This window comes from Clostridium culturomicium, from assembly GCF_000821305.1.
Lineage (GTDB): Bacteria > Bacillota > Clostridia > Clostridiales > Clostridiaceae > Clostridium_J > Clostridium_J culturomicium.
This window is the reverse complement of sequence record NZ_CCXK01000012.1, coordinates 154,571-178,315: the sequence shown is the minus strand read 5'-3', so window position 1 is coordinate 178,315 and position 23,745 is coordinate 154,571. Positions and strand designations below refer to the sequence as shown.

At 31.2% G+C, this 23,745-nt stretch carries 28 protein-coding genes and 1 tRNA gene; 6 read left to right on the top strand and 23 right to left on the bottom strand.

Annotated elements, in window-relative coordinates:
• Nucleotides 1-10: 10 nt before the first annotated feature.
• The 10 genes from fliS to BN1075_RS01435 all read right to left on the bottom strand — a co-directional run bounded on the left by fliS (nt 11) and on the right by BN1075_RS01435 (nt 5,542).
• A complete protein-coding gene (gene fliS / locus BN1075_RS01480) occupies nt 11-391 on the bottom strand; it encodes a flagellar export chaperone FliS (protein ID WP_040191246.1) in 381 nt (126 codons plus the stop codon).
• 9 nt (nt 392-400) lie between these two features.
• A complete protein-coding gene (gene csrA, locus BN1075_RS01475) occupies nt 401-613 on the bottom strand; it encodes a carbon storage regulator CsrA (protein ID WP_040191245.1) in 213 nt (70 codons plus the stop codon).
• Nucleotides 597-992, bottom strand: coding sequence for a flagellar assembly protein FliW (gene fliW, locus BN1075_RS01470; protein ID WP_040191244.1), 396 nt, complete (start codon nt 990-992; stop codon nt 597-599). Before fliW ends, csrA begins: the two co-directional genes overlap by 17 nt.
• A gap of 12 nt (nt 993-1,004) precedes the next feature.
• A complete protein-coding gene (locus tag BN1075_RS01465) occupies nt 1,005-1,940 on the bottom strand; it encodes a flagellin N-terminal helical domain-containing protein (RefSeq protein ID WP_040191243.1) in 936 nt (311 codons plus the stop codon).
• A 15-nt stretch (nt 1,941-1,955) separates the two neighbouring features.
• The gene (gene flgK / locus BN1075_RS01460) at nt 1,956-3,242 is read right to left on the bottom strand and encodes a flagellar hook-associated protein FlgK (RefSeq protein WP_040191242.1); all 1,287 of its coding nucleotides are present in this window, start codon (nt 3,240-3,242) and stop codon (nt 1,956-1,958) included.
• Nucleotides 3,243-3,255: 13 nt separating this feature from the next.
• Nucleotides 3,256-3,666 (bottom strand): flagellar export chaperone FlgN, encoded by a 411-nt coding sequence (gene flgN, locus BN1075_RS01455; RefSeq protein WP_040191240.1) that lies wholly within the window; start codon nt 3,664-3,666, stop codon nt 3,256-3,258.
• A gap of 4 nt (nt 3,667-3,670) precedes the next feature.
• Nucleotides 3,671-4,009: a flagellar biosynthesis anti-sigma factor FlgM gene (gene flgM / locus BN1075_RS01450; RefSeq protein ID WP_197072254.1), complete on the bottom strand. Its 339-nt coding sequence runs from the start codon at nt 4,007-4,009 to the stop codon at nt 3,671-3,673.
• 132 nt (nt 4,010-4,141) lie between these two features.
• Complete coding sequence (locus tag BN1075_RS01445; protein ID WP_040191236.1) at nt 4,142-4,456, bottom strand: FliM/FliN family flagellar motor switch protein; 315 nt, start codon at nt 4,454-4,456, stop codon at nt 4,142-4,144.
• A gap of 11 nt (nt 4,457-4,467) precedes the next feature.
• Nucleotides 4,468-4,890, bottom strand: coding sequence for a YaaR family protein (locus BN1075_RS01440; protein ID WP_040191235.1), 423 nt, complete (start codon nt 4,888-4,890; stop codon nt 4,468-4,470).
• A 1-nt stretch (nt 4,891) separates the two neighbouring features.
• Complete coding sequence (locus BN1075_RS01435) at nt 4,892-5,542, bottom strand: lytic transglycosylase domain-containing protein (protein WP_404988295.1); 651 nt, start codon at nt 5,540-5,542, stop codon at nt 4,892-4,894.
• A 268-nt stretch (nt 5,543-5,810) separates the two neighbouring features.
• Here BN1075_RS01435 and BN1075_RS01430 point away from each other — a divergent pair.
• A tRNA-Met gene (locus BN1075_RS01430) sits at nt 5,811-5,886 on the top strand.
• 96 nt (nt 5,887-5,982) lie between these two features.
• Here the strand turns inward: BN1075_RS01430 and BN1075_RS01425 are convergent.
• The 3 genes from BN1075_RS01425 to BN1075_RS01415 form a co-directional block, all read right to left on the bottom strand.
• Entirely contained in the window at nt 5,983-6,741 is a 759-nt protein-coding gene (locus BN1075_RS01425) for a J domain-containing protein (RefSeq protein WP_040191233.1), read from the bottom strand.
• Between the two features lie 175 nt (nt 6,742-6,916).
• Nucleotides 6,917-8,074, bottom strand: a complete 1,158-nt coding sequence (gene fliB / locus BN1075_RS01420; protein ID WP_040191232.1) for a flagellin lysine-N-methylase — start codon at nt 8,072-8,074, stop codon at nt 6,917-6,919.
• Between the two features lie 156 nt (nt 8,075-8,230).
• Nucleotides 8,231-9,883, bottom strand: a complete 1,653-nt coding sequence (locus tag BN1075_RS01415; RefSeq protein ID WP_042386787.1) for a Na/Pi cotransporter family protein — start codon at nt 9,881-9,883, stop codon at nt 8,231-8,233.
• Between the two features lie 282 nt (nt 9,884-10,165).
• Between BN1075_RS01415 and BN1075_RS20500 the strand changes: the two genes are divergently transcribed.
• Nucleotides 10,166-10,948 carry a hypothetical protein gene (locus tag BN1075_RS20500; protein ID WP_148315431.1) on the top strand — a complete coding sequence of 261 codons (783 nt, stop codon included), beginning with the start codon at nt 10,166-10,168 and terminating at the stop codon, nt 10,946-10,948.
• Here BN1075_RS20500 and BN1075_RS21350 read toward each other — a convergent pair.
• Both BN1075_RS21350 and BN1075_RS01405 read right to left on the bottom strand, forming a co-directional pair.
• A complete protein-coding gene (locus BN1075_RS21350; protein ID WP_156132714.1) occupies nt 10,922-11,068 on the bottom strand; it encodes a hypothetical protein in 147 nt (48 codons plus the stop codon). The two genes, BN1075_RS20500 and BN1075_RS21350, sit on opposite strands and share 27 nt — an antisense overlap.
• A gap of 246 nt (nt 11,069-11,314) precedes the next feature.
• A complete protein-coding gene (locus tag BN1075_RS01405; RefSeq protein WP_040191231.1) occupies nt 11,315-11,956 on the bottom strand; it encodes a zinc-ribbon domain containing protein in 642 nt (213 codons plus the stop codon).
• 399 nt (nt 11,957-12,355) lie between these two features.
• Between BN1075_RS01405 and BN1075_RS01400 the strand changes: the two genes are divergently transcribed.
• Entirely contained in the window at nt 12,356-12,769 is a 414-nt protein-coding gene (locus tag BN1075_RS01400; protein ID WP_040191230.1) for a hypothetical protein, read from the top strand.
• A 258-nt stretch (nt 12,770-13,027) separates the two neighbouring features.
• Here BN1075_RS01400 and BN1075_RS01395 read toward each other — a convergent pair whose 3' ends face one another.
• The 4 genes from BN1075_RS01395 to BN1075_RS21345 form a co-directional block, all read right to left on the bottom strand.
• A complete protein-coding gene (locus tag BN1075_RS01395; RefSeq protein ID WP_040191229.1) occupies nt 13,028-14,518 on the bottom strand; it encodes a WD40/YVTN/BNR-like repeat-containing protein in 1,491 nt (496 codons plus the stop codon).
• 386 nt (nt 14,519-14,904) lie between these two features.
• A complete protein-coding gene (locus BN1075_RS01390) occupies nt 14,905-16,461 on the bottom strand; it encodes an ABC-F family ATP-binding cassette domain-containing protein (protein ID WP_040191228.1) in 1,557 nt (518 codons plus the stop codon).
• A 202-nt stretch (nt 16,462-16,663) separates the two neighbouring features.
• A complete protein-coding gene (locus BN1075_RS01385) occupies nt 16,664-17,449 on the bottom strand; it encodes a CPBP family intramembrane glutamic endopeptidase (protein WP_040191227.1) in 786 nt (261 codons plus the stop codon).
• 129 nt (nt 17,450-17,578) lie between these two features.
• The gene (locus tag BN1075_RS21345) at nt 17,579-17,902 is read right to left on the bottom strand and encodes a hypothetical protein (protein ID WP_148315430.1); all 324 of its coding nucleotides are present in this window, start codon (nt 17,900-17,902) and stop codon (nt 17,579-17,581) included.
• Nucleotides 17,903-18,212: 310 nt separating this feature from the next.
• On the opposite strand from BN1075_RS21345, the gene BN1075_RS01380 reads away from it, so the two are divergent.
• On the top strand, nt 18,213-19,388 hold the full coding sequence (locus tag BN1075_RS01380) for a class I SAM-dependent rRNA methyltransferase (protein ID WP_040191226.1): 1,176 nt from the start codon (nt 18,213-18,215) through the stop codon (nt 19,386-19,388).
• A 55-nt stretch (nt 19,389-19,443) separates the two neighbouring features.
• Here the strand turns inward: BN1075_RS01380 and BN1075_RS01375 are convergent, their stop codons facing one another.
• A complete protein-coding gene (locus tag BN1075_RS01375; protein ID WP_040191225.1) occupies nt 19,444-19,698 on the bottom strand; it encodes a phage holin family protein in 255 nt (84 codons plus the stop codon).
• Nucleotides 19,699-19,960: 262 nt separating this feature from the next.
• Between BN1075_RS01375 and BN1075_RS01370 the strand changes: the two genes are divergently transcribed.
• Nucleotides 19,961-20,173: a hypothetical protein gene (locus BN1075_RS01370; protein WP_040191224.1), complete on the top strand. Its 213-nt coding sequence runs from the start codon at nt 19,961-19,963 to the stop codon at nt 20,171-20,173.
• Here BN1075_RS01370 and BN1075_RS01365 read toward each other — a convergent pair.
• Entirely contained in the window at nt 20,170-20,898 is a 729-nt protein-coding gene (locus BN1075_RS01365) for a 2-phosphosulfolactate phosphatase family protein (RefSeq protein WP_040191223.1), read from the bottom strand. The two genes, BN1075_RS01370 and BN1075_RS01365, sit on opposite strands and share 4 nt — an antisense overlap.
• A 95-nt stretch (nt 20,899-20,993) precedes the next feature.
• Nucleotides 20,994-21,938, bottom strand: a complete 945-nt coding sequence (locus tag BN1075_RS01360) for a tRNA modification radical SAM protein MnmL/YtqA (protein WP_040191222.1) — start codon at nt 21,936-21,938, stop codon at nt 20,994-20,996.
• 275 nt (nt 21,939-22,213) lie between these two features.
• Between BN1075_RS01360 and BN1075_RS01355 the strand changes: the two genes are divergently transcribed.
• Complete coding sequence (locus BN1075_RS01355) at nt 22,214-23,284, top strand: YkvI family membrane protein (protein ID WP_040191221.1); 1,071 nt, start codon at nt 22,214-22,216, stop codon at nt 23,282-23,284.
• 173 nt (nt 23,285-23,457) lie between these two features.
• On the opposite strand, the gene BN1075_RS01350 is transcribed toward BN1075_RS01355, so the two are convergent.
• The gene (locus BN1075_RS01350; RefSeq protein ID WP_040191220.1) at nt 23,458-23,727 is read right to left on the bottom strand and encodes a hypothetical protein; all 270 of its coding nucleotides are present in this window, start codon (nt 23,725-23,727) and stop codon (nt 23,458-23,460) included.
• Nucleotides 23,728-23,745 lie beyond the last annotated feature (18 nt).

Here is a 23,745-nt window from a genome sequence, read left to right as displayed (position 1 = left end):
TTTTACCTCCCTATAAACCCTTAGCTTTTTTGCTTACCTCATACCACATATCTCTAACTTCTTCTATTAGCGGCAAGGTTTCGTCTATTATTTGCACATCTTTTTTCATGTTAGCTTGTACTAGCTGTCTCTTGATAAAATCGTAAAGATTAAATAGATTTTCTGCCGTTTCACCTGCATTCATATCTAAGGTCGACATTAATTCTGTAAAAATATCTTGAACTCTTGTCAGCTCCTTATGAGCTGCTTGAATATCTCTTTTTTCAATAGCCATCTTCGCTATCTTAGTATACTTGACGGCGCCATCAACTAACATAAGTAATAACTGTTCCTTTGATGCCATATTTATTGTGTTTTGTTTATATGCAATATACGGGTTTGATGTAAACATTTCTTCCTCCTACTTAAGCAGATTTAGAATATCTAAGTCATTGCTCATAGCATTCTTATTTTCCTCTTTTACTTTATCTAATATTTCTTTTCTCAGTATAGTTACTTCTCTCGGAGCTGAAATAGCTATCTTAACACTTCCATCTTCAATTTTTGTTACTTTAATTTCAATATCATCACCTATTAAAATTGACTCGTCTTTTTTTCTATTGATTACTAACATTCTGCTCTCTCCTTATCAAAGGATGCTTTGTTTCATATCTTTCATTTTGTAATATAAATTGCTTTCCTAAGCAGTTTTTTATATTTATAACTACAGGTGCCTTTAAATTCATAGTGCTTGTTTCTAAAGTTTTACCCAGTGTTATTATGCTTAAAACTAAAACATCCTCTGGCCTTTCTACTTCAAGTTCTTTTATAGTTTCTTCATTTAAGTTTATCTCATATTCACTATAAATATCAAAAGGATTCACAGTTGCAAAGCTTATTTCACTTTCTTCTGATTGCAATATCTTAAATCTATCGTTACCATCTAAATCTCTTATTTCAAATTTTCTAAGTGTTTCAAAGCCTGGTATACCTTTATTAAATGTTACTTTCATCTGTATCTTCCCCTATCTCAAGTAATCTAATATTGTAGTATTAAACAATTTAGAACTTACTTGAAGACTTGCATTATAAACCATTTCCGCAGATTTTAATTCAATAAATTTTTCAGTAACATTTACATCCTGCGTAACTGAAAGTGAACTCTTCATCTCTAGGATATTCTTTTCATTATTATCCTTAACCTGCTCTACAGTGTTAGTTCTTGCTCCAACTATAGCTCTATTATTTAATATATCACTCATATATCCATCTAAGTCCTTAGATAGTTTCCCTATATCCTCCATGTTGATTGGATCCTCGTTAAGTTTTTTTGATAATTCTCCTAATAACTCTAACCCACTTGTTGAACCAGTCTCTTTTCCATTAGTTTTAGTTATTTCATTAAGAGTTAAATTATAATCTACAGTAATCCCACTAGATATAACTGTATTTAACTTATCATCCAATTTGCTTTCTCCTAGATTATTCACAATTAGTGCTACATTTCCGTCCTTATCTGTTTCAATTTTCACTGGTGGCTCGTCAGTTATACTTCCTCCGAATATATACTTACCTGCATATGTAGTATTCATGGCTTCACCAATTTGTTTAATCTTTTCATTAGCCTGTGACTGAACGGCTTTTATTTCATCTTTCCCAAAGGTACCACTTATTGATGTTAAAAGGGTTTTTATATCAGTACTTAAGTTTGATATACTTCCTAATGCTTCATCTGTAAGGTCTAACCACCCTGTAATTTCATCACAGTTATAGTTATACTTTTCAACATTCTCTATCTCATTATTTAAATTTAATATCTTTATTGTTTTAAGTGGGTCATCCGATATCTTATTAACCTGTTTAGTGGTGTTTAATTGTGTGTTTAGCTTGTCCATAGTTTGAAGGTTATTTTGAACCTCCCTTAAATAACTATTCATCATACTTCCATTAGTTATTCTCATATTTATCACTCCATCCTATCTCATTAATCCATTAATTACTACATCTAATAAAGCATCAACAGTAGATACAACTTTTGCACTAGCATTGTAGGCATGTTGAAGTTGTACTAAATTAATCATTTCTTCATCCATGGCAACCCCTGATACACTCATCCTTGAGCTATCAATACTTGATAGTAATTTGCTTTGGTTAGCTTCTTGTCTTATAACCGTTTGAGATGCTTTTCCTAGTTCTTGAATAGTATTATTGTAAAAACTATTTATTGTTAGTTCCTTTTCATTTGGGGCTTCCCCAAAGGTTACTTTTTTGTCCTTTAATTTATATAATTCAGTTGCTAAATCCGATGTCATCTCAAGTTTTGATACATCTTCTAGAATCTCTGGATTTACTGATATTAGTTCATACCCTTTAGCATCAAAAATAAAAATCTCTTGCCCTGAAACCTCATTTACGCTACTTGTAATTACCTTTGCCAATTCTTCGATTTTACCCTTATATCCATCTATTTCTTTATTCATATCAGCAGTTGCTTGTAATTCACCTGAGAGTTTATTATCTGCAATTAACTTATCAACCTCTGCCTGTTCAAACTTCCCATCCTGCATAGCAACTTTTACATCATTATCATAGATATTTATCTTAAAACTTAAATCATCCAAAATTCTGTCTCTTTCGTCTAATAAATCATTAGGACTTTTACCCGTAGCTTCCACTACTTTTATATTTTTTTCTAAGTCTTGAAGAGCTGCAAGCTTTTGATTCACATCATTTAAAATATCTTCAGATTGTTTACTTAAGTTTTCTTTTAAGGATTCTAATTTTTTATTCACCTTATTTATGTTATTAGCTAAATACTTAGCATTTTCTATTGCAATATTTTTAGCACCTACACTGTTTGGGTCTTTAGATAATTCATTAAAGCCATTAAAAAACTTGTTAATCGATGATGATATTGAATTATTTGAAGGTTCATCAAATATAACCTCCATACTTTTATAATAATCATATTTTACACTTATATCTCCATAGCTATGACTCTCACTTCTAAACTGAAAATCATAAAATGTATTTCTTATCCTTGTAATATCAGTGATTTGAACCCCTGTTCCAAGTTGTCCTGCCCCTAAGTTGCTATTGAGGCCAGGCTGACTGAAAGGTCTACTTGCACTTTGTTCTACTCTTTGTCTCGTATACCCTGGTGTATTCATATTTGTGATATTATGTGATGTTGTTTGTATTGCTATTTGACTAGCTCTCATACCCGATGATGCTGAATTGAGAGTTCCTAATAAATTCGCCATATACGCCTTCCCCCTATCTTCCAACCTTTCCATAGGAATTATATGTTCCTGTGGATTTTGATGGTTTAATTACACTTATCATTTTATTTGTAAAAAACAAATTCTGTTTTATTATTGTATCGTTAGTATTCTTTTGTAATTCTAAATTATTTAATATGCTTTTTATCTCTTCATATACCTCTTTAGCATGAATATCATTACTATTTTCTATAAGTTCACTAAAGCTATCATCCTTCACTAAGCTACGTCTTTTAATCTCTATAGCTGCAAGGTTTTTACCAGCCTCTTCTATTCTTTCAGTAAGGGTCTCTAAAATCATTAATTCTTTATCAACAATAGCTTCGTACTGTTTATCTAATAAGTCTAAAAGTTCATGTAAAAGCTTCTTCTCCTCAAACATAACTAACTTTAATTCTGGATTCATTCAGTTACTCTCCTTTTGTTGCCTCAATAATTTTCTTTGCCACAGCCTTTGAATTTACACTGTAAGTCCCCTGCTTTATTCTGCTTTTTATCTCATTAATCTTATCTATATTTACATTTTCATTATTACTATTTATCTGATTTAAGTACTTAGCATCTTCTGAAATAGTTACCTTATCTTTATTCTGCTTTATCATTTCTCCTTGTTTAAGAGGTTGTCTTTGGTTGTTATATGCATTTATCATTGTATTTCTTTGTACAGAATGAATTTTCATTTCTTTACCTCCATAACCATCTTTTATGTCAACGTCTAACTGTTTAACTTTATTTGCGTCAACACTCAATCCCTCAAAGGAACTTCTTTTACTACCATTTTATTATTATCGGCATATTAAAAAATTTATTTAGCTTTTATAAAAAAATAATGAGTGTATACTTCTTACAAATGCTACACCCATCTTTAAATTCCGTTATTTTTAATCAATCTTATTCTTAAAATCCAAAAGTCTTACTGATATTTTGTCATCAACCTTTATTGGCTCTCCCAAAGCAACTGTTTTACTATTAATATTGATATCTAAATCTTCATCCATAGTCTTATCTAAAACTATAATATCACCAGTTTTTAAGTCTAGAATATCCTTTATACTTGTTTTACAGCTTCCCATCGTTACGCTAACTTCAAGCTTTGCATTTAATATTGCACTCTTATCATTAAATTCTTCAATTTCTTTTATTTTAAAAGACTCAAATTCAACCTCATATAACTTTTCCTTTAATCCTGGTTCCATGTTAATCCCCTTTACTTATAGATATCCACTAGCAACCCCTGTATGTTATCTATTGTTGCTGATATATCTAAGTTTTCTTTTTCTTCCTTTAATATTTCCTGGGTCAAACTCTCTAATTTTTCATTTATAGTTTCTACTGTAGCATAATATTGATTTTCCCAAAAGCCTATATTCTTGTTTAGAGCATAGGTATAATCCACTACTGTTCTTAAATAGCTTTTGATCGTATCCTTATAACTCTTCACATCAGCATAAGTTTTCGTTATTACTAGCCTGTTTCCCTTTTTTTTAATATCTTTTATATATTCTTCTAACTCTTCCTTTGTTGCTGACCTATAGGACTTTGCAAGATTATCTGAAAATCCGCCCTTAGTACCAATAGATTTCTCTTTTAGCTTCATGCTTTTTCTGACATTTAATCCTTCAATCTTCATATTATAATCCCCTATAATACTTCATTACCTTAGGAACATAATTCTGAGTTTCCTCAGGCATCTTATATATATCATTTATAGAGATTACCCCCCTGTTCATCATTCTTGTTGGCCCACCGTTATACGCCATTAAGGCCATTTCGATATCACCATTATATCTATCAATGTACTCCTTTATATGACGTACACCTCCATCAATATTCTGTTCAATATTTAATGGATCAACAATCCCCAAAGCTATACAATTCTCAGGCATAAGTTGCATTAGGCCCATAGCTCCTGCTGATGATACCACATTAGGATCAAAATTAGATTCTACCTTTATTATAGCTCTTATAAGGCTTGGATCTACACCATATTTTGTAGCTGATTTATCTATTGTTGCAGCTATTTTTTCATCTTTATTAAGATTTTCATTGTTTACTGATATTATATTATTAAAATTCCCTAGCACATTATTAAATAATGCTGTATTCTCTGATTGATTTCCAACCTTTTGATTTTGTTCTTTCATTGCTTTAAATAGGTTTTCAAGAACCATACTAAACATATTTGAAGTAGTACCATTATTCGAGCTGCACTTACACTCACTTAAGCTCTCTATACTTGAAAGTCCCGCAATATTATTAAGACCCTGTAGTTTATCTATCACAAAATCACCTCTAAACGTAATTAAATCTCTAAATCTTTTAATTTATTTAATAATTTTATATATACGGATAAACATAACATAACTTAACCCCCTAAAAATAACCTATATAAAATATTTTCTCATGTTGTAGCATATAGTACCTTTTGGAACTGTAAGGGTTCCCTTGTACTCTTAAGACGTAATATAGGGTTATTCAGTTTTGACTTTGCTTATTTATAAAGTTATACTTATCTCACAAGTTAGGTAATCTAATTTGAAAACTTAATATCGCGAGATGGAGCAGTTGGCAGCTCGTTGGGCTCATAACCCAAAGGTCGTAGGTTCAAGTCCTGCTCTCGCAACCAAAAAAACCTTGCATTTATTGCAAGGTTTTTTATTTTTATTTTTATTTTTATTTGAAGACTTTATTTTAAAGAGCTTCTCTTCTTATATTATTATTGCTAAAATACATAGCTTTTTAATTTATCATTTATGCCACCAATAATTGATGGTACAACCTTTACTATTGTTGGTAAAAACAATGCAATTATAAAGGCACCAGCACATAAAATGAATATGTCATATCTAATAGCATGTCCTATATAAATTTGATATCCATGTATAGATGCTCCTCCAATGGCAGCAGCCATAATCACCCTTGATGCCAGCCAAGATGCAAAACTGATTATCTTACATAGCAACAAAATGGTTGATAAAACAACTATTAGTACTAAAGCTACAGCTTTTAATGGCAGCTGCAATAATGTACTAATCATCGAAACTTCTCTTTGCGCCTTAACCTCACTCTTTCTCCTGATAGTACTTTTATCAGGCTCTTTTTTTGCCTTACTCCCTTTAGCTGAAGTACTTTTGCTGCTACTTTTCTTTTTTACCGAAGAAGTTTTAGATGAAGCTTTCTTTTTTTGCTTAACTCTAGAATTATAATATTCTATTTTACTACTTTCACCTTCAAAATCATCTTCTAAATTCTCAAACCTACTAAGCTCATCTATTCCCATAACAATGGTGTTATTCTCTTGAAGTTTTGCTCTTTCAAATTTTATATCTTCATAAGCCTTATCAAAAACCTTTATGAAGGCTTTTGCTCTTCGCTCATCATTTATATCATCCTTAAATTCACTGATCTTTTTCTCGTAAGCCTTTGTTATTTCTTCCATAGTAGCGTTTTTATCAACACCTAAAACCTTGTAATGTTCCATATCTCCCCATCTCCATATTAATTCAAATCTTTTGTTTTATTTTTAGTATCTATTATATCAACTTTTTTTAATTTTGCTAACGGTAATTATATCCTTTCATTTCTTTCCATCTTTATATTACCAATAATTAAAAGACTGAACCTTACCTTTAAATTAAAGGAAAGCTCAGTCCTATCTATTCGCTGGCCAAAATAGTTATCATGTTCATCACAGAAAATATATCCTTAGTATAAAAATCGTCTTCTAAGGTATCAATGTTTTCAACCAAATGCTCCACATCTTTAGAATACATATGACTTATATCTGCAAACTCTTCATCTGTAATTTCACCTTTTTCTACCCATGATATAATACTTAGTTCCTTAATCATTAAATAACTAAATATGGCGATTTGAATTTTCCCTAAGGCATCTCCATCATAAACAGCCTTCATAAAATATCTAAATACAAAATAAACTAATATATTTTCAAATTTAAACATTTTCTCGTCATAATACTTATAGAATTCTTCATATCTTCTTAAATATAGCTCTTTGTTATTATTATCCTCAAAATACTTCATAGCTCTTTCAATCTTAAGAGGATCCTCATCATTTATATGTTTTAAGTTCTTCAACTCATTAAAATACTTATAAATCTTTTCAGTTCTCTGCTCAACATCCTCCTTAAACTGAATTAACCCCTCACTAGCTTCATAAATAAAATCTTCATCTAGATATTTCTTATTAATAAGCTTTATAGCTCCTAGTTCATCATTATCTATTTTTTCCTGAACTTCTTCTATAAACGCAAGTGCTAATACTGTTCTTGCCTTTAGCTCCATGTCACGGTTTTGAAGCAGCTTAAAAACTATCTGTCTGCACTCCATAAGCTCCATATACAGCTTTCCATCAATATCATTATCTGATAATATAAACTCATCATTTTCAGTCACTTCAAATTCAACCTTATCAGAGTTTCTAAGGATTATCCTTGCAGCCTCAGGACAAGACAGAGAAATCCCAATTTCCCTAAGGTTTCCAAACTCCTCCGTATATCTCGGGAACTGCTGACATGTATAACAAAGGTAGTCCTCTCCTAACTCTGAATAAATATCACAAAGCTTATTTCCATTTAAAAAAGGGCAATTATTATTTTTCAAAACAAAGATATTATCTTCACCATCATTAACTATTTCACTTCTTAATTTATCTCCAAAAGCGCCTTTAACCTGCTGATAGGCTTCATAGGCCTCCTCATCAATTACAACTTCCCAGCCAGCACAACAGGTATCCTCACATTTATCTGCTATGCACTTAAATTCATTAAAATATTTTGGTACTCTTATTTTCATTTTCCACCTCAAAATTATATCTACTGCAAAAGTTCATTTTCTATGAAATTCATTATATAACTTTACTAAGTTAACTTCAAATACAAAGCATAAACTTAAATAATAAAAGAGCTGATGTTTTCTGCATCAGCTCTTGAACTATCAATTTATCTTCTTTTAAACCTCTAGTGAAGCTTCATTTAATTTTAACATTATATTATTCTTATCTTGAATTCTTGCCCTGGCAATATTATTTGCATGGTCACCAACTCTTTCTAGATTAGATAATAAATCAAAGAATATTACTCCCGAACTTGCCGTACATTGCTTTGCACTTAGTCTTTTTATATTATTATTTCTAAACTCATTTTCTAGGTCATCAATTTTTCTCTCAACCATCTCTATCTGCTTTAAAGAAACTAATTTCTTATTAGAGTAACTTTTTATTGATAAGTCTATAGACTCTAATGTAGAGCTATAAATTTCATTAATTTCATTTAAAGCATCCTCTGATACCTCTAATTTATTATAAATCCTAACACTAGCCAGCTCCACGATATTTTCAGCATGGTCTCCAATTCTTTCAATATCATTTATTGTGTGATAGGTTTCACTTACAAGTTTAGCATTTTCTTCTGTTAACTCATGCTGTGAAAGCTCAATTAAATAATCCGTAATATCTTTTTCTATAGTATTTATAATACTCTCATTCTCATACACCTTATCTATGCACTCTTGATTGCTTTCTAAAAATGCTCTCATAGAAAGTTCAAAATTTGATTTAGCTAGTTCAGCCATTCTTATAGTTTCCTTTACAACTTGGCTGCTTGCAATCATAGGTGTAGCTAAAAGCTGTTTATCCAGGTACATTGCACCCTTACTCTCAACTTTGCTGTCTCCTGGAATAATAACGTTAACTAGCTTCACTATGTATCCTGCTAACGGGAACATAACTACAGTTACTATAACATTAAAAATTGTATGGGCATTAGCAACTTGTCTAGCTACATTTCCTGGGCTGATAACTTCTACTAATTCTGTAACCTGCATTACAAAAGGTAAGAAAATGATGGCTCCAAAAATATTGAAAAACAAATGCATAAGCGCAGCCTTTTTCGCTGTTCTATTTGCACCAACTGATGCTAATAAAGCAGTAACACAAGTTCCAATGTTACAACCTAGTATAACAGGGAATGCTAACCTCATATCAATAGCACCTGTTGTTGCTAAAGCTACTAATATTCCTGTTGTCGCTGATGAACTTTGAACAATTGCAGTCATAATTAACCCAGTAAGTAAGCCTAAAATTGCATTGTTTCCAACAACAATAATAAATTCACCGAAAGCTGGTGTTTCTGCAATTGGTTTTAATGCTCCAGACATCGTCCCCATACCTAAAAATAATATGCCAAAGCCTAATGCAATGTATGCGACATCTTTAACTTTCTTTTTCTTTGCCACAAGAATTAAAATTGCTCCTGCACCTATGAATATTGGTGCAATTGTATCTAATTTAAAAGAAACCATTTGAGCGGTTATGGTTGTCCCAATGTTAGCTCCCATTATAACACCAATTGCTTGAGATAATGACATCAAGCCAGCATTAACAAAACTAACCACCATAACTGTCGTTGCACTTGAACTTTGGATTATAGCTGTTACAACAGCTCCAACTAGAACTCCTATGAATCGATTTGATGTAACCTTTTCTAATATTCCTTTAAGCTTTTCTCCTGCGGCACTTTCTAAACCATCGCTCATTAACTTCATTCCATATAAGAATAAGCCTAGGCCTCCAAAAATCCCAACAAAAATTTCAAAACTGCTCATAAACCCCTCTACCTTCTTTTATAAACTTGGTAATATTTTTCATACAAACCTATATTATCCCTTCGTAAATGTTTTGTAAATATTTCTTAACCTTGTTCAATGTTAAATATTTTTAACAATTAAAATATTTCAAATATATTGATTTTTACCAAATAAAGCCTTATTATATTGCACCCTATTTTGTATTTATAAGGCAAATAACATATACTCATACGACTATATTACTTTAATAAACTTCAGGGGTATTTCTTCAAAAAAATGAATACTTTATATTATAGGTGCTTGTACTATCAACACCACTTATTATTAATTTTTATATTTCGAGAGGAGTCTATTATGAAGTTTAATATACTTGGATTTTCACAAAAAGGTCTCGTTAGCTTAGGCCTTGATACTATTGATGCCATACTTCTTAGATATTTTATAGATTTTAAAGCTACTAATAAAATGCTAACAGAGAAGGTTGACGGTAATACATATTTCTGGGTTAGCTACGATGCCGTTTTAGCAGAACTACCTATTTTGAATATAAAAAAATGCACTGTCCAAGCTAGATTTTTCAAACTTAGAAATGCAGGTGTATTAACTCATTACGTAAAAAAATCAGGAGGCACCTACTCTTTTTTCGGCCTCGGTGATAAATACAAACTACTTATTGAAAATGAAGAAACTTCGTCTGAAACTAAGGCGCTAGCTTCAGTAAATTCTATACCCGTAGACGCCTCAGAAGAAAAAGAGGAAGCTCTGCCAACGGTTGATTCCAGCCTAGAGGTTATGGATTCTAACCAACCCCCTAGCAGTTCAATTGCAGATGTAGTGCATTTAAATGTATACCGTAGCACTCTTAATGTGCAAGGGTATCAGTTCAAACTGCTAACAAATAATCCATCTACTAAAGATCCATCTACTAAAAATAATATTACGTCTTCTTCAAAGAAGACTGTGTATAAATCTGGTCTTAAGAAGGCTTCACAAAGCCCCTTACATGAGAAACATAAGACAGATACCCTAAACAAGTATCTGCCCTTTCATATGCAATTATTCCATTTGTGGGACAGCAGCTAACTCACTTCTTAGCTGTTGAATTTCAGATACAATCTTTGAAGTGTCTTTTCCATGCTCGTAATATGCCTCTTTTAGCTCTGCTAAATCTTGTAACCTTTGCTCAATAGCTTGTTTTTCCATCTTTAATTCCTCCTTTATATACTTTAATTAGTTTTTGTAATTTTAGTATTTATATGAGTGTTTTTTGTTTATTATTTTAGGTTTTCAAGCTAAAATTCATATAAAAAGTCCATAAAATAATTTCTATCAGTGCTTATAAATTTAAAGGAGAGCATTAGGTTTTATTTCACCTATCCGCTCTCCCTGCCAAGCTATTAAAATGTAATTAATTCAGCCAAGCTAAAATTACAAAACTATAATCTAAAACTACTGTCTATTAAAGTAATTTATACCATCACTTGGTTTAAAATATGTTCTTATATATCCATCTGTAGACACAAATACAATTTCATTTTTATCTGCATCGTAATAAACTTCATCTCCCTCTTCCTTCTCCAGCTTGTACAAAGATGACGGTGAATTTATTACAGCATTTGCTCCGTCTAAATATTCTTCCTTGGTGTCATAATCGAACTCACTCTTATGCTTTGTAAAGTGATCTTCCCAATACTGATCATTTCTAAACTCAAGATAATTACCGCTTTGATTACTTTCTGAACTAAACCATGGGTTTATGTCTTCAAATGACACTCCAAAAATCTTACCAACAAATAAAACAGCAAGTACCGCTAATGCTAATAATACATTTCTCATTGGTTTTTTATTACCATTGTTATTACTTGTATTAGATGTGTTTATATTAACTTTACTAACCTCAGTTTTATTTTTATAACTATCAGCATTATTATTTACTTTAATGCTGCTATTATTATTTCCATTGTTTTTGTTTTCCTGTCTACACTTACTGCATCTTTTAGGTAGCTCTAAATTCTTACTTTTATAAAAACCTATTTCAGAATCCGATAGAATAAACTCCTTACCACATTGTTTACATATCCTTTTACTCAAAACTCATCCCCCTTACTCTGCTAATCCTTTGAAACAAGGCAATGTAGCCTTAAATTTTCTAATTAGCCTTAATTTAATTACTTACTATTTTACTATATTACCTTCTAAGACTCAACTTTATCTCATAGCTTAACCCTACTGTATTTCCCTTAATACAAGTAATTCTAAGCAAGTAATAATAAAAAAGAAGGCCTCTTAAATCAGTAGCCTTCATCTTATTATAAGTTTTTTTACACTACTTTAGCTCTCTATCTAACATTACATTTCCCATAATGCATCCTAAGTCAATATGATATTCACCATCGCTAATTACCTCCTAAATTTAATGCCAATAATATATACATTTTATCTTTAATCTTCATATAATAACCTATACTAATTTTGTGGGGAAATTCTAAAATGAAAACTGAAAACTCTAATTCATATAATAATTTTAATAGTAAAATTGATGAAATTATTAAAAATACAGCTATAGATGCTGCCAACATTGAAAAATTGGGAGCTGTTTTGCTCTCATTTGGATATGTTACATTTATTGAAGCTGCTGATATTGATATATTAGAGGCTTTAGATACTAATACTACAGGAATAACATCATTTGATATCCTAGTATTTGGACAAAAATTCACAGTTGTTGGATATCTTTTATTATATATAGCTGCCACCAAAAGACTCAATGAAAAAACACTGGCAAATTTACATGAAGGTGAAGAAAATAACTTATCAGCATTTGAAGTAATAAGAAATGCCTACTTAGGCAGCATTATTCTAAACTATTTAAGGCTTGTTGAATTTATTAAGTTATTGGAGTAATAAAAATCAAAAGGAGATATCCTAAATTAGGCTACCTCCCTGAAATTATTTACTATACAACCTTAGTTGTCCATTCCTCACAACTATTTTCACACATAATTTATTCATTGATAAATTATGTGTTACTCTTATTATATTATTACCAACTTCCTTTTTCAAAACCATCAACTAACGGTTCCATTAAAGCTTTATACTTCAGAGTCACACTAATGTTTTATCATACAAATCCTTATCCTTAAAATACCATTTAAATAATTTCTATCCTATATAGTGGATAACATCTTTGTAATACTCCTTAAACTTCCATCCTGAAAGTATATTATCACTGTAAAATACAACTTTATTATTTTGCCCAATCCCCTGCCCAAGAGTTAATTTATATGTTCCATCTTCATAGACTAGAGAATCAACTTGTGTTAAATACTGTACTTCTGATGGCATCTCATTCCATGGAAGTTGTATTTCATCCCAGCTTTCGCCTCTATTTTTTGTAGCAAATAATACCGGCTTATTTACATCTGACCTATCTTCTAATGAAAGTATCGCATTATTAATATCTGAAAACTGTATTCCTGTTAATGTATTACTACTCCCACTCAATGGTAAATTATTAGAATCCCATGTGCTTCCTCCATCATTTGTTAGATACAGAACTTTAGACTCCCCTGATCCCATAGACCAATCAGTTCCTAATGCCATATATCCTTCCATTTCACTTGTAAATCCTATAACTCTTCTTGTTATTGATTTAAACTCCTCTAATTCCAATTCTATCGTCTCCCAGTTTAGTCCATCATCCTTTGATAGTAATATTTTAGGATCTTCCCCATAAATAAGAGCAATCGTTCCACCTACATTATCAGAAATATAGTAGCTTTCTGATGGTATTTCTATACCCATTTTATAAAAATATAATGTACTTTCTAGATCTTCTTCTGATATTGGAATATCAATCCAAGTTTCTCCATAATCACGAGTTACTTTCATTTTGTAGCCATTAATAATATAGTCTTTCTTCATAAAAGAATTCTTATTTCCTGAAATCTCTTCTATATTTTTGGGAGTTACAATATAGCAAATTTTATTTTCAGTAACATTTGCACCCCCACCATCATGTAATGTAAAAATTATAGCTGTATGTCCATCACTATTTCCGCCAATTCCTGACCTATATTCATCAAAGGTAAGAACTGAAAAATTACCTAAACCATTCTGTTTCATAACAGGTTCTCCTTTAGATAATTTTGTGTTAGAATAATATTCAATAACATACCTAGGAAAATCTAACTGTTGTATTTGTTCTTGTAAAGGAATTTTTTTTATCTCTTGCCCTAAATATGAAAATTCACTATTTTCATTATAAATAATTGGTATAGTATTTTTTATATTTGATTTCGGACCTGCATAATTTAATATCTTTTTCTTTGCATTATATGAAAATCTATATGATTGAATGTATTGTTTTTCATCATTAAAACCCTGAAGTAAAAGATCAAAATCTTCAATACTCCCATCTGTAGATAAATTGCCACTAAAAGTGTCAACTGTTAAAATATTAGGTAACTCAACATTTTCTCTAAAAAGTTCTTCTAACCCATTAAATCCTTGTTCTTTTAGGTTATAATTAGTAATTTTAATTTTATTATCACCCTCTACAAAACCTACAGTTTTTTTCTTATAAACAATAAATATTAATGATATTATCAATATAACTATTATTCCTACAAAATACTTGCTTTTCTTTTGCATAAATCTACACCACCTTTTACATATAATACAATTATTGTTAATTAATCTCTATAGCATAATGATAGCATTTTGTTATATTTAGTTCAATTTGATAATCCCATTATTTCAAAATATTTAATTTCCCAATCTAATTCTGTATTATCACCTTTACTTTGAAACATTTCACCATTTTCATAAAATATTATGCTCATTCAACTTGTAAATTCAATAAAATCATCTAATACTAAATATTGCTTCTTTAATTCACTCTCATATTAAAACTAATACTCAATTTTAAAATATAATTTTAAATACGACTACAAATTACAAAATAAATGCTACTACACTAAAAATAATTGCTATAAGAAAAAGAGTTAGCTATTACACTAACTCTTTCTCTGGAACTACTAGACAACTTTAGTTGTCCAGTCTTCGCAGTTCCATATTTCTGTTACTACATCTTTATAGAATTCTGGTTCGTGACAAACTAAAAGTATTGTTCCTTTATATTCCTTTAAAGCTCTCTTAAGCTCTTCCTTAGCTTCAACGTCTAAGTGGTTTGTAGGCTCGTCAAGGATTAATATGTTTGTCTCTCTATTTATAAGCTTAGCAAGTCTTACCTTTGCAGCTTCTCCTCCTGAAAGTACCATTACCATGCTCTCAATATGCTTTGTTGTTAAACCACATTTAGCTAGGGCAGCACGCACCTCATATTGAGTGCAGCTAGGGAACTCTTTCCAGTACTCTTCAATACAAGTATTTCTATTTCCTGCCATACCTTCTTGTTCAAAGTATCCGATTTCTTGATAATCCCCTAAATTTACTTCTCCACTTAATGGCTTAAGTTCTCCTATTAAGCTCTTAAGAAGTGTTGTCTTTCCAAGACCATTTGCTCCAACTAAAGCAACCTTTTGACCTCTTTCCATAGAGATGTTAAGAGGCTTAGTTAATGGAGAGTCATATCCGATTACTAAATCCTTAGTTTCGAAGATTACCTTTCCTGAAGCCCTTGCTGTTTTAAAATTGAAGGTTGGCTTTGGTTTCTCCTTGGAAAGCTCAATTCTATCCATTTTATCTAATTTCTTTTGTCTTGATTTTGCCATGTTTGAAGTTGCAACGTTAGCCTTATTTCTTGCAACAAAATCCTCAAGTCTAGCAATCTCTTGTTGTTGTCTTTCATAAGCTCTTTCAAGCTGCTCTTTCTTAGCTTCATATATTCTTCTAAACTCTTCGTAATCTCCTACATATCTGTTTAACTGTCTGTCCTCAACATGATAAATAAGATTTATTACAGAGTTTAAGAATGGAATATCGTGTGATATTAAGATAAAAGCATTTTCATAAGCTTGAAGATATCTCTTTAACCATTCGATATGAGCTTCATCTAAGTAGTTTGTAGGCTCGTCTAGAAGTAATATGTCTGGAGTTTCAAGTAAAAGCTTAGCAAGTAATACCTTTGTTCTTTGTCCTCCACTTAGGTCAGTTACATCTCTTTCTAGACCAACATCTAAAAGTCCTAACCCCTTTGCCACTTCTTCAACTTTTGCATCTATAACATAGAATCCATTGTGATCTAACATATCTTGAATAACAGCAGTTCTTTCAAGGGCCTTATTCATTTCAGTTTCGTCCATTTTGCCCATTCTGCCGTATAAAGTGTTCATTTCAGTTTCTAAATCAAATAGATATTGGAAAGCTGTTCTTAGAACCTCTCTTATTGATAATCCCTTTTCAAGGTTCGCATGCTGATCCATATATCCAACTCTTACATTGTTTGACCAAATAACCTGTCCTTCATCTGGCATAAGCTTGCTTGTGATAATATTCATGAAGGTAGATTTACCTTCACCGTTAGCACCTATAAGACCAACGTGCTCACCTTTTAATAATCTAAAAGAAACATCTTCAAATATTGCTCTGTCACCAAATCCGTGGCTTATATTTTTAACTGTAAGTATGCTCATTCAATCTCCTCCTAATCTGTGTTTCCCCTATAGTCAGTGTGTTGTGTTTCTCTATCTTAATGTTAATTTATACTTCTAAATTTTGTCCACTGACTATTATACTTTACTCCTTTGTTTTTTTCTATGGTAATTAATAAATAATCCAGAATTCTTCAGTAGGATATAATTAAATAACACACACCCTCATATTAGTGTACATAATTTATCTAAATTGCTTAAGAGCAAATACTATCCAATTGGAAAATGTATGTAATATTATACACGATGTTAAATTTTTAGTTTTCATATATAAATATCCAAATACAAAGCTTAAAGGCAAAATACCTGAACCTTGTAATAAAATATCTGTAATACTAATACTAAAATTATTATTACTCATCCATTGTGGAAGATGCATTAATGTAAAAATAATAGTCGAAAATAATAATCCCCTCTTATTTCCGTAACTAGCAACCAATCTAGTTTGCAGATATCCTCTATATAAAAATTCTTCTACAATAGCAATAACCATACAATAAACAAATAGATATAACAATGAAACAAATAGTTTAAAATCTATCCTACTGATTGCTAAGAAATAATTACTATTATTAATTATGATGTATGTAACCATATATACCAAACTACAAATCAATCCTATTATTATTGAATTTAAAATATTTTTTTTAGATATACCTAAAGAAGATAATTTTTCTTTATTTAAAATTATAAATAAAATTGTTGGAGATAGTATACCCACCTTCACAATTATGCTTTTCAATATCCCATTTTGTGGGAAAACAGATTCAAAGTATTTTAAATATATAAATGATAATATTATATATGTAAATACTGCAATCAACGAAAATACAGTGGACTTATTCAGTTGATATATTTCTACATCTTCTTTTTCTAATTTCATCAACTTATCAAATATTTTTATAATAATTATAATAGACAGGCATTGAAGAATAATTTTAATATAACCTTCTATTAAAAAATTTAACATCGTAATTTATTCCTCCTTTATAAGATCACTATAAAACTTCATATGAAATAACAAATGTAAGGACTAGCCTTTCACTCGTTGTTATGTTTATAAGTTAATTTTTATTGACTATCATATCAATATTCCAAACTACTTCTTATCAACTACATCATATGGAATCCATAATGCTGTTGGTATGCCTAGCAATAAACATATCACCATAGCCATTACAGCCTTACAGATGCTTGTAGCTAATGTGCTCATAGACAAATTTATCAACCAATAATCTCCTATTATGGACGCCAAGTACGCTGATATAAATATGATTGTAAAATTAACAATAAAATTTATATTCTTTTTAACCATGCAAAACCTATGACAATTAGTACACTCTAATTGCCCATTCTTTTTGAAAAGTGATTTTATCCTATATAGTAAAGTAAATCTACTATGGCAGTTAACACAATATTTCATATCTTCCCCCTTGAAAATCTTGATTCTCTAAAAGAACTATGGTTACTATGATCACTTTTATTAAATCAATTACAATTATACCATTTTTTTCAATAAAACTTCAAACAAATAAGTCATCTGTATAAATAATTTGTTTGCAAAATCATCTCTATAAATTTATACTATATTGTGTTTATTAAATAATTCTCATTTTATATTTCATGAGTTTTACAATTAAACTATTTAGGCAAATATTTTATATAAAAATAACTTTATAAGACTATCAAAATGCAGAATTCATTATGATTGATGGACTCAACGGGAGGATAATATGACTTGTAAATTCTATCTACTTAAAGGTAAAGGTAAAAATGCCGAAAACGGCCATCTTTGGATATACTCAACTGAAATAGCTGAATTTGAAGGTGAATATGAAAACGGTGATATCGTAGAAATATATAACTATAGAGAAGAATTCATTGGAAAAGGCTACATTAACGATGCTTCAAAAATCACTTTAAGAATAATGACTAGAGACATAAATGAAGAAATTGATGAAGAATTCTTTAGAAAAAGACTTCGTGCTGCTTGGGAATACAGAAAAACTGTAACTGACACTTCTAGCTGCAGATTCTTATTTGGAGAAGCTGACTTTGTACCAGGTCTTATTATAGATAAGTTCGAAGATTACTTCGTAATCCAATCTCTAGCCTTAGGTATCGACAAATACAAAGATATCGTAGTAAAGCTGTTAGTTGAAGAGTATGGTGCTAAAGGTGTTTATGAGAGAAGTGACGCTAAGGTTAGGATCCTTGAGGGAATGGAGCAGGTTAAAGGTTTCTTAACTGAACCTTTCGATACAATGGTTCAAATCACTGAAAATGGTGTTAAATACTATGTTGATATTGAAAATGGCCAAAAGACTGGCTTCTTCCTAGACCAAAAGGATAACAGAGCTTCTATCCATAAGCTTTGCAATGGAAAAGACGTTCTTGACTGCTTCACACACACTGGTTCCTTTGCTTTAAATGCTGGAGTTGCAGGTGCTAAATCTGTTCTTGGTGTTGATATTTCTCAGCATGCTGTAGATTTCTGCAGACGTAACGCTGAGCTAAATGGTCTTCAAGACACAGTTAAATTCGAATGCCACAATGCCTTTGACGTTCTTAGGGAGTGGTCTGATGAAGGAAGAAAATATGATGTTGTAATCCTTGATCCACCAGCCTTCACAAAGTCTCGTGAAACAATAAAGAGTGCCACAAGAGGTTATAAGGAAATAAACCTTAGAGGAATGAAGTTAGTTAAAAAAGGCGGTTACTTTATAACTTGTTCATGCTCTCACTTCATGAATCCTGATTTATTCAGAGAAACAATAGCAAGTGCTGCTAAAGATGCTAAGGTTACTTTAAGACAAGTCGAGTTCAGAACTCAAGCACCAGACCATCCAATTCTATGGAATAGTGATGAATCTTACTATTTAAAGTTCTATATCTTCCAAGTAGCTTAATTAAATTTGAATTAATAAATGCCTATACAGCTTGCTGTATAGGCATCTTTTATATTTATTCGTTTTTACGAAGTTGTTTCACTACTTGATTTAAATATACACTAGCCGCTGTTACCAACACTCCCTGAACAATGGTATCGGCACTGATATTTCTTCGAAGACCAATGGTTAAAAGTACTCCCACAACCAATAATATAATTGGTATATACTTATCCTTGAATCTTTTACTATCTTTAAACATTACGCCTATTATTAAAAGTATCGGTATAACTACTAATGCATTTTTAGTAATATAAACTAGCAAATCCATAGTTATCCCCCCTACTTTATTTTATGACCAATTTACAATATTGACCCTCCAAAGTTATAGTTATAACGACTTTTCTTTTCATTCCTATATCTATCTATAGCCACCTCAATGTCTTTTATGACTAATTACCATAAAAATCACTTTCATCCCCCATAACAAACTCAAAATTCACAGAGAATTTGTTGTACGAAATTTATTGAAGCAGAGTTCTAAAAATGACACAATAAAAATATATTAATAGATTATCTGGAGGTGACTTTCCATGCAAATGCTATCATTCTTAAGATTTTTTCAAATACTATTCTGCTTTCCAATAATAATTCTATTTGCTACTTCTACCATGAATGAACTAGCGCAGATAATCTTCATTGTTCTCTTTACTTTATATACAGCAGTGTACGAACTAATTCTTCTTAAGTATTCAAAACGAAAAAGAAGAAGAACCACCAGTGACAGCAGTTCTTCTTTTGATTAATTTATTATCTTAAGCTCTCCAGCCTTATAAACAGGCACAATATCCACTGTATCCTTTGTAAAGCAGTACTTCAAATCCTCGTTATAGCTTAACTGCTCCATTCTCTTATAGTGGGAAGCTTCCTTAACAAAGCTATGTATGTCAGGATTAGCTTTATAAATATACTCAGCTGTAATTGCTATATCTGATAAGCTCATAGATTTATTGTCATCACCGTATATATCCTTCATACATTTAATAATATAACCACAGGTAATGAAGTCATCCATAGAAAACTGTCCATAGGTTCCAGCATTGACAAATACCACATCTTTCTTTAATGCTGCCAACTTTTCAGCCACCGCTTTTCCATTTATCATTGCTGCAATTAAAATCATATCAGCACTTTCACTGTTTTTTATGGCTCTCGTTCCATTTGTAGTAGTCATTATTAAAATTTTACCCTCAACAGCTTCCTTCGTATAATCAAGAGGTGAATTTGAAAAATGAAAGCCTTCTAGCTTTATTCCATCTCTTTCGCCACCTAAAAGATTATTTTCTTTATCCTGCTCTGCAAGGTTCATTGCTTCCTCAACTTCCCTAACGGGGATAACCTTCTTACACCCATTGTTTAGCGCCGTAACCATAACAGAAGTAGCTCTTAAAACATCAATTATAACTACAACCTTATCCTTTAGTTTTTCTTCCTTAATATCATCTGCAGAAATTATCACATCAATATGCACTTTCCATTCCCCCTTGATTAACCTTTAAAAATAATAATCTGACTTTGCACCTTCACCCGTAGAATCTACGTATCAATATAAATATAAGGTCAAAATTAGTTTTTCTCTGCTTCTTTGAAGTACTTCCCTTGATACAAATCTCTTTCCTTTAACGCATCATCTATCGCATTTAAAACTTCCCATTTTTTCAGACTCCACTTTGGCCCAATAAGCAAATCCCTTGGTGCATCTCCAGTAAGTCTATGAATAACAATATCTTGTGGAAGCATTGCAATAGCTTCAGTTATTATATCGATATATTCATCCATCTCAAGTAATTTAAATTCACCACGCTCAAGCTCTTTAGCCATTGCAGTATTCTCCATTACATGAAGCAGGTGTAGCTTTATTCCTTTTATAGGCAGGCTTGAAACATATCTTACGGTGTTTAACATATCCTCTTTCGTTTCTCCTGGAAGTCCAAAAATCACATGGGCAACCACGTCAATTCCCTTATCAGCTAACTCCTTAACTGCTTTAGTAAAGGTATCTCTCATGTAACCTCTATTTATTCTCACCGCGGTTTCATCCTTGCTAGTTTGAAGCCCCAATTCAACCCAGGTATATAGTTTCTTATTGTATTCATCTAAAAGGTTTAATACATCCTCACCAATACAATCAGGTCTTGTTGCAATAGCAAGAGCTACAACATTCTCATCCTTAAGAGCTTCATCATACTTCTTTCTTAATTCCTCCACAGGAGCATAAGTATTTGTGTAGGCTTGAAAATATGCAATATACTTTCCATCCTTCCACTTCTTCTGCATCATATCCTTAACATCATGGAACTGCTTTGTTATTGACAGGACTCTGTCTCCAGCAAAATCACCTGAACCGCTTGAAGAGCAGAAGGTACAGCCCCCTCTTGCTACCTTTCCATCTCTATTAGGGCAAGTAAAGCCTCCATCTAAGGATATTTTATAGGTCTTTTCACCATTGAATTTTTCTCTTAAAAAACCATTAAGATTATTATATCTTTTTCCGTTCCAGTCTTTTTTCATTAATACTTCTCCGTTTCATCAATTTCTTATCTCAAGTTTATGCTTATAGTTTAACTCTTTTACTTATTAAATGCTACTTTAAAAATTACCCACATAGAACCGGAAAGTTGTCCACATTTTATCTCTTTTCCACATATTTAATGTTGATAGTCAATATACTATATGGAAACTCCTTATCATATATATTCGAAGGAGTGCTCGAAGAGTAAGTTCGTGTATCCAAATCAAAGATTTGGAGTGTTACTTAAGCTAATATTCTAAATGGGGGGATATAATTGAAGAATATTAAATTAATATTTCAAGCTGCTACCGTTTTTATCGGTACAATTGTAGGTGCTGGACTTGCCTCTGGCCAAGAGATAACCCAGTTTTTTTCGACCTATGGTTTCTCTGGCTTCTACGGCATTTTGATCTGTGGAGTATTTTACATAGTAATAAGCTCTATTATAGTTTCTATAAGTCTACACCATAATCTAAATTCCTATACAGATTTCATTAATCTTGTTAGTCCTGGCTTCTTTGGAAAAATTACTGACTATCTGACCAGCTTCTTTTTAATTTCCGGTGCAGCAATCATAATGGCAGGAAGCGGAGCTCTCTTATACCAACATTTTGGTATTCCACGAATAGTTGGAACACTTTTGATGCTTGTGATTGCTATGTTTACCTTACTTAAGGATACTAAGGGGCTAATAGCAATAAACTCCATGATCGTACCAACCTTAACCACCATAATTTGCACTATATTTGCTCTTCATTTAATCTTTGCACCTGATGCAATGTCTATAGAAAGCATGAAGGCTGCACCTATTTATAAGGAACTAATTATAGACAAGCAGTGGATATTTGCATGCTTCCTTTATGCTGGATTTAATATGTTATCTTGTAGTGGTGTAATAGTACCAATCTGTAAGGAAATCAAGAGTAAAAGTATATTAATATCTGGATTAATTATTGGAGCATTAATGCTTACCTTTTTAGGCGCCTTGATTAATGCAATGCTAATCGCTAACAGTCCTGATATCTTTAACTATGAAATTCCACTTCTCTTTGTGGCTAGTAAATTTACACGTCTCATTCAAATTCTGCTCCTCTGCATTATTTGGTGTGAGATGTTCTCAACAGAAGTATCAGACATCTACAGCGTAGGAAAAACCTTAGAAATAAAATACAATATTCCTTATAAAAAATCTGTTGTATGCCTATTACTAATTGCTCTTCCAATATCACAGATAGGGTTTAAAAAACTTATAACCTTCTTGTATCCTGGCTTTGGTATCATCAGCATCATCTTTTTACTTCAATGCATAGTTTTCTATGTAAAAATGAAGAAGAAGCCTTGTTAAGACTTTAAATAATAATTTTATATCAAATAAAAAATAAGTAGCTTCCTAATTTTTAAAATAGGAGACTACTTATTTTTAAAGTTTTTTCTATACCATTTATTACATTGCTCATTACTTCATCCCACTTTTGAATATTACTTTTAACACCACTGTATGTATTGACTATATATATGTCATAGTAAAAGAGGTGTCAAAACTCTTAAAAATCTACTAAAACATAAGTCATAACTCTTTATAGTTTTAAACATTATAAATATCCAAATAATGAATAAAGAATTTAATAATATTACTTTTTCTAAACTATATGATATATATATTTCTGAATGCTTAAGTCCAACTTTAAAACATTCTTCTAATAAAATAATAAACCCTATAACTAATAACATTGTAATTATTGATTTTACACCTGTTTTAACAGATGTATCTTTAAATAAAAACTTCATTACTCTCCCCCATAAATC